Source organism: Phenylobacterium sp. (assembly GCF_020253645.1).
Classification (GTDB): Bacteria; Pseudomonadota; Alphaproteobacteria; order Caulobacterales; family Caulobacteraceae; genus Phenylobacterium.
Map to the genome: position 1 here is coordinate 1 of NZ_JADCBG010000047.1, position 5,171 is coordinate 5,171.

General features: G+C 68.0%; 4 protein-coding genes and 1 pseudogene. 3 read left to right on the top strand and 2 right to left on the bottom strand.

Annotated features, from left to right (window positions below; all coding sequences use genetic code 11):
• Both INE98_RS03715 and INE98_RS03720 read left to right on the top strand, forming a co-directional pair.
• A partial coding sequence (locus INE98_RS03715) for a TonB-dependent receptor (protein WP_293536680.1) occupies positions 1-1,455 on the top strand: 1,455 nt, incomplete at its 5' end.
• Entirely contained in the window at positions 1,452-2,852 is a 1,401-nt protein-coding gene (locus INE98_RS03720) for a PepSY domain-containing protein (RefSeq protein ID WP_293536681.1), read from the top strand. The genes INE98_RS03715 and INE98_RS03720, both read left to right, overlap by 4 nt.
• Here INE98_RS03720 and INE98_RS03725 read toward each other — a convergent pair.
• Entirely contained in the window at positions 2,845-3,648 is an 804-nt protein-coding gene (locus tag INE98_RS03725; RefSeq protein WP_293536683.1) for a thioesterase family protein, read from the bottom strand. The genes INE98_RS03720 and INE98_RS03725 overlap by 8 nt on opposite strands.
• A gap of 99 nt (positions 3,649-3,747) precedes the next feature.
• Here INE98_RS03725 and INE98_RS03730 point away from each other — a divergent pair, with 99 nt between their 5' ends.
• Entirely contained in the window at positions 3,748-4,734 is a 987-nt protein-coding gene (locus INE98_RS03730) for a hypothetical protein (protein WP_293536685.1), read from the top strand.
• 11 nt (positions 4,735-4,745) lie between these two features.
• On the opposite strand, the pseudogene INE98_RS03735 reads toward INE98_RS03730, so the two are convergent.
• Positions 4,746-5,171, bottom strand: a pseudogene (locus INE98_RS03735) (acyl-CoA synthetase); the annotation flags it as partial.

A 5,171-nucleotide genomic window follows, 5' to 3' on the forward strand; every position in this document is an offset into this window, starting at 1 on the left:
CGCGCCGGCTGGGAGATGGACAACGGGTGGACGCTGGAGGCCATGGGCTTCGCCTGGCTGACCGACCAGGACCTCACAGACACGCGGACCTTCCTGAAGGACGCTGGCGGATCACCGGTCTGGCAGGGTCGCGTAGCCTTCGGCGGTCGAACCTGGAACGCGACCGGCCTCACCCAGTCCCTGACCCGTCGAACCGAGTATCTCGCCGGCCTGCGGGCGGGCGGCGAGGCTGTCGGCTGGGCGGTGTCGGCCAACGTCTCGCGATACTGGATCGCGAGCCAGGATGGGCGGACCTCTCGCGACATGGCGACGGGGCTGGTCAACGGCGCGGGGACACAGACCCAGGCCCGGGAACCCGGATGGTGGACGGGCGCCGTGACCCTGGAGAGGACGTTCGGCGCTCACGCCGTCGCCTTCGGGGCTGACGCCAACCTCTATGAGACAAGGTCCGAGACCTTCAGCACCACGGCGTGGAAGAACGCCTCCAATCCGGTCTTCTCAGCCTCCACCTGGGGGAAGACGACGACCTTCGGGGCCTTCCTCGAGGACGAGATCTCTCTTCCGGGCGACTACAGCCTGACCGCGGGCGTCCGATACGACGCCTGGAAGGCGCACGATGGCGGCATCGGCAAGCAGGTCGCCGGCCGGAGGGTGGACGACGACTATCCGGAGCGGAGCGACAGCGCCATCAGCCCGAAGCTCAGCTTCCAGGGCCCACTGGCGGCGGGTTGGGAGGTCCAGCTCAGCCTGGGCACAGCGACCCGGTTCCCGACAGTGGGCGAACTTTTCCAGGGACGCATTGACGACATCACCCAGCAGATCGATCCGCATAGCTTCGATCCCAACCTGAGGCCGGAGACGTCTTTTGACGCCAGCCTCATCCTGAGGCGCAGCTTCGGCGACGTCCGGGTGACCGGCTCGGTCTTCCTGCAGGACGTCCACGACGCCATCTTCAGCTTCCAGGGCCTCAATCCGTTCGGGCAGGTTGTCTCGTCCTTCAAGAATGTCGACCGGGTCCGTCAGGTCGGCGTCGAGCTGATCGCCGAAGCCCGAGACGTTGTCTTCGAGGGGCTCGACGTCGACGCCAATGTCTCCTGGATGGATGCGCGAACGGTCAGCAACGCCTCGGCCCCTGCCGCCGAGGGCCGGATGTTCCCGAGAATCCCCGAGTGGCGCTCGAACGGTTCGATCCGCTACCGGATCTCGGACGGCGCCCGCGCCGCCCTCGGCTGGCGTTACGCCACCCGTCCCAACTCCGACCTCTTTGGCCTGTCCCGGGGAGACGCATTCGGCTTCCAGAGCGAGTACTTCACGATCGACGGACGGGTGACCGTCGAGATCGGCGAACATGCCGAGCTGGGGATCGGGATCGACAATCTGCTGAACGACAAGGCTTATGTCGCCCACCCCCTGCCCCAGAGAACCCTGGTTGTCGACCTCCGGGGGCGCTGGTGAGCGCCGTGGCCGAAACCCCGCCCGCGGGCGCCGAGGACGCCCGTCACGGCCGCGCCATCCTCGCGCATCGCGCGGTCTGGCGCTGGCACTTCTACGCCGGGCTCTTCTGCATCCCGTTTGTGATCATCCTGTCCCTGACGGGAGCAGCCTACCTCTTCAAGCCGCAGGTCGAGGCCTTCCTCGACGCCCCCTACGACCATCTGGTCATCGAGGGCGGCCCACGGAGCCCGGAAGCCCAGGTCAAGGCGGCCCTGGCGGCGGCGCCGGAAGGATCGCGCCTTCGCTTCTACGAGGTGCGGCGCGAGGCCGACGATGCCGCGCGGATCATACTGTCTACACCGGACGGTCCATTGATCGCCTTCGTGCATCCGGAGGCGAATGTCGTCCTTGGCCTGCAGCGCGAAGCAGACCGGCCGATGGAGGTGATCAAGACGATTCACGGCGAACTCCTGATGGGCGACCGGGGCTCGATCCTGGTTGAACTGGCGGCTGGATGGGCGGTGGTGATGATCCTGACCGGGCTTGTCCTGTGGGTCCCTCGCGGCGGGCGGGGCCCGGGTGGGGTGATCTGGCCCCGGCTTGGCCTCGGCGGACGCCTTGTCTGGCGCGACCTGCACGCCGTGACCGGTTTCTGGATCTCGGGCCTCGCCCTCTTCCTGCTCCTCACCGGCCTGCCCTGGACGACGGTCTGGAATGACGCCTTCAAGGAGGTTCGACGGGCGACAGGAACCCTGGCGGCGTCTCAGGAATGGTCCTCCGGCCGCAAGGCGGACGGGTCTGGTGAACACGGGGGGCACTCCGTTGCTTCGGCTCATTCCGCGCAAGGTCCGGGAGCGACGCCGGCGGCTTCGCTCGACAGGATGGCGACCAGTGTCGCCCGGCTCGACCTGCCGCCTCCGGTCCTGATCGCCCCGCCAGCCCCTGGCGGGGGATGGCGGTCATCGCCCGTCTGGACGGTTCGCTCGGAAACCCCGAATCGCCCGCAAAGGGTCGTGATGACTCTCGATCCCGCGACGGGTGAGGTGACGGGACAGGAGGCCTTTGGCGACAAGCATCCGATCGACCAGGCGATCGGGTACGGGATCGCCGCCCACGAAGGCCAGCTGTTCGGTCTGGCCAACCAGATCCTGGGCCTTGTCGCCGCAACCGGCCTCGTTCTGTTATCTATCAGCGGGATCGTGATGTGGCGGCGGAGGGGGCCGGAGGGCGTTCTCGGTGCGCCGGAGCGGTTGACCAACCTGAACGCCGCCCGTGGCGTCGGGCTGGCCATCATCGGACTCGGGATCTTCATGCCGGTGCTCGGCGTCAGCCTGATCGTCGTGGCCCTGGCGGAGCTCATGGTCCTGAGGCGAATTCCCCGGGTGCGGACCTGGCTGGGACTGGACCCGGTCAGATGAAAACCGAGACCATCTGGCGGGCGCGGGCGACCAGCTCGCCCTCCCCGTTCCAGAGGCGCATGTCCTGGGTTGCATAGCCATCGCCGGCCGCCTCGATCCGGCTGTCAAGAAGCCACCACCCCGACGGACTGGCGATTTCCGCCGTCGTCATGTCCAGCGACCAGGTCATGGTGCTGAACGGTGCGAACTCCGGAAACAGCACCAGGGCGGGCGAGGGAATGGCGTCGGCCAGGGCCACGAGGGCGGCCAGTCCCTCTGGCGTCTCGCCGTCGCCGTGGCGGATCCAGACACAGGTGTGTGGTTCAGCCCCGGGGGTCAGCGGGCGGGCGCCCGCCGCAAGGCGGACATCGAAGTGACGGGAAAACCCCGGTCGCCTCTCTTCATGAAAGAAAACCGGGCAGGTCTCGGGGTGCGAGACCTCGGGAGGCGGATCGCCAGCACGCTGGACACGCGACTCCCGCGCCACGCCATAGGTCAGAAGGGCGCGGGCGGCGGGTCCGGCCTCGCCCGTTACGGAGGTCTCGATGACCACCGCGGACCTGCCCCGACGTACTGCCGAGGCGTTGACCAGGAGCCGCCCGGAGGCAGGGCCCGCGAGGGCGAAGTGGGCGCTGCGCAGGGGCGGCAGGTCGGGATGCAGGCGGGCGGCCGCCTCGACGCAAAGGGCGCCGGTGAGACCACCGTAGGCCGTGCGGCCCTGTAGCCAGTCGCCAGGCAGGTCGATGCCGAGACCTCCCTCCTCAGGCGACAGGGATTCCAGCAGGCGGAGAAACGGCGTTCCGGAGGGTTCTGACATGTCGGGACTCCTTGCGACCGCACTATCCGAGCCAGCGAGGGAACGCCAGCCAGGCGCCAGGGCTGGCGCCCTTCGGGATTGAACGGATAAATGCCCGACATGTTCAGTCGTCGCCGTCTCCTGCAGGCCGCCCCCGCCCTTGCACTTCCTTCCGACCTGCAGAACGCGGTCCGGACCCTTGACCGCGTCGACCTGGTCGATCCGAGCCGGGGGCGCACCATTCCGACCAGGATTTACTTGCCAGAAGCTCCTGGCGCATGGCCTGTGGTCTTCTTCAGCCATGGCTTCGGGGGGTCTTTCTCGGCCTTCGCGAATACCGGCAGGCTCTGGGCATCCCGCGGCTTGGTCGTGATCCACCCGACCCATTCGGACTCGCTCCAGATACCCGATCCCGGGCTGGCTTCAGACGATGCCCGGGCGTTGCGCGAGGCGTTTGCCGGTGCATCTGGCGGAAGATCCGGCGAAGGCCTTGCGGCCGTTCTCGAGCGCCCGGCGTTTCTCCGCAGCCGCCTTGCAGACATCCGATTCCTGCAGGCCCTGGTCCGCAGTCGGGACAACCGCCTGCCGGAGGCCGCCCGCGAGCGGATCGACCCGGCACGGATGGGCATGGCCGTTCACTCCTTTGGCGCCTACCTGACCCTCGTGCTTTGTGGAGCAAGGCTTTCGCCATCGCCCCCGCCACCCCTTCCGGTGGGATTCCGCAGCGGCATCGTGATCAGCGGACAGGGGTCAGGTCGCCTCGGCCTCGCCCCTGGCGCCTTCGAAAAGATGACCCTTCCGCTCTTCTCGATTACGGGAAGCCGGGATTTCGGCGCGGCTGGCGAACCTCCATCCTGGCGCCTGGAGGCCTTCGAGCGCAGTCGGCCTGGGCGGAAGTACGCCGCGATCCTGGATGGCTTTCGCCACGGTGACTTCGATGCGCCCGACCAGGAACCCGTCCTGGGCAGAACCGCCGAACGCCTAAGGCTTCTGCAGGCGGCGTTCTGGCGGGCCACCCTGGCGGGCGACCCTTCCGGCTGGCTGGACCTCGACCGGGCGGCGGGTTCCTCGCGCGCCGGATTTCCGATGGAGATCCGGAGACGCTGAACGCCTGCACCTCAGACCAGGGCGGTCTCCGCGATCTTCCTGGCGGTGGCGTAGTCGGCCTTGCCATTGCTGGCGCGGATTGACTGATCCGTAGCGACGACCCGTTTTGGAGTCTTGTAACCCGCCAGCGTCCTGCGGACGTGCGCTCGAAGCGCCTCTTCGTCGAGGCTCGCGCCTTCCGCCAGGCGAACGACGCCAGTCACCGCCTGGCCCCACTTCTCGTCGGGAAGACCCACCACCAGGGCGTCCTCGACGCTGGGATGGGTCTTCAGCGCCTCCTCGACCTCCTCCGGGAAAACCTTCTCCCCCGCGGTGTTGATGCAGGCCGAGCCGCGGCCCAGCAGGGTCAGGGTGCCGTCGGCTTCGACGATGCACCAGTCGCCTGGTATCGAGTACCGGACCCCGTTGATCGTCCGGAAGGTCCGGGCGGTCTTCTC

What these genes read in the sequence shown, in the direction of transcription:
- INE98_RS03725 (WP_293536683.1), bottom strand. Translation starts at nt 3,648, where the DNA reads ATGTCAGAACCCTCCGGAACGCCGTTTCTCCGCCTGCTGGAATCCCTG.
- INE98_RS03730 (WP_293536685.1), top strand. Translation starts at nt 3,748, where the DNA reads ATGTTCAGTCGTCGCCGTCTCCTGCAGGCCGCCCCCGCCCTTGCACTT.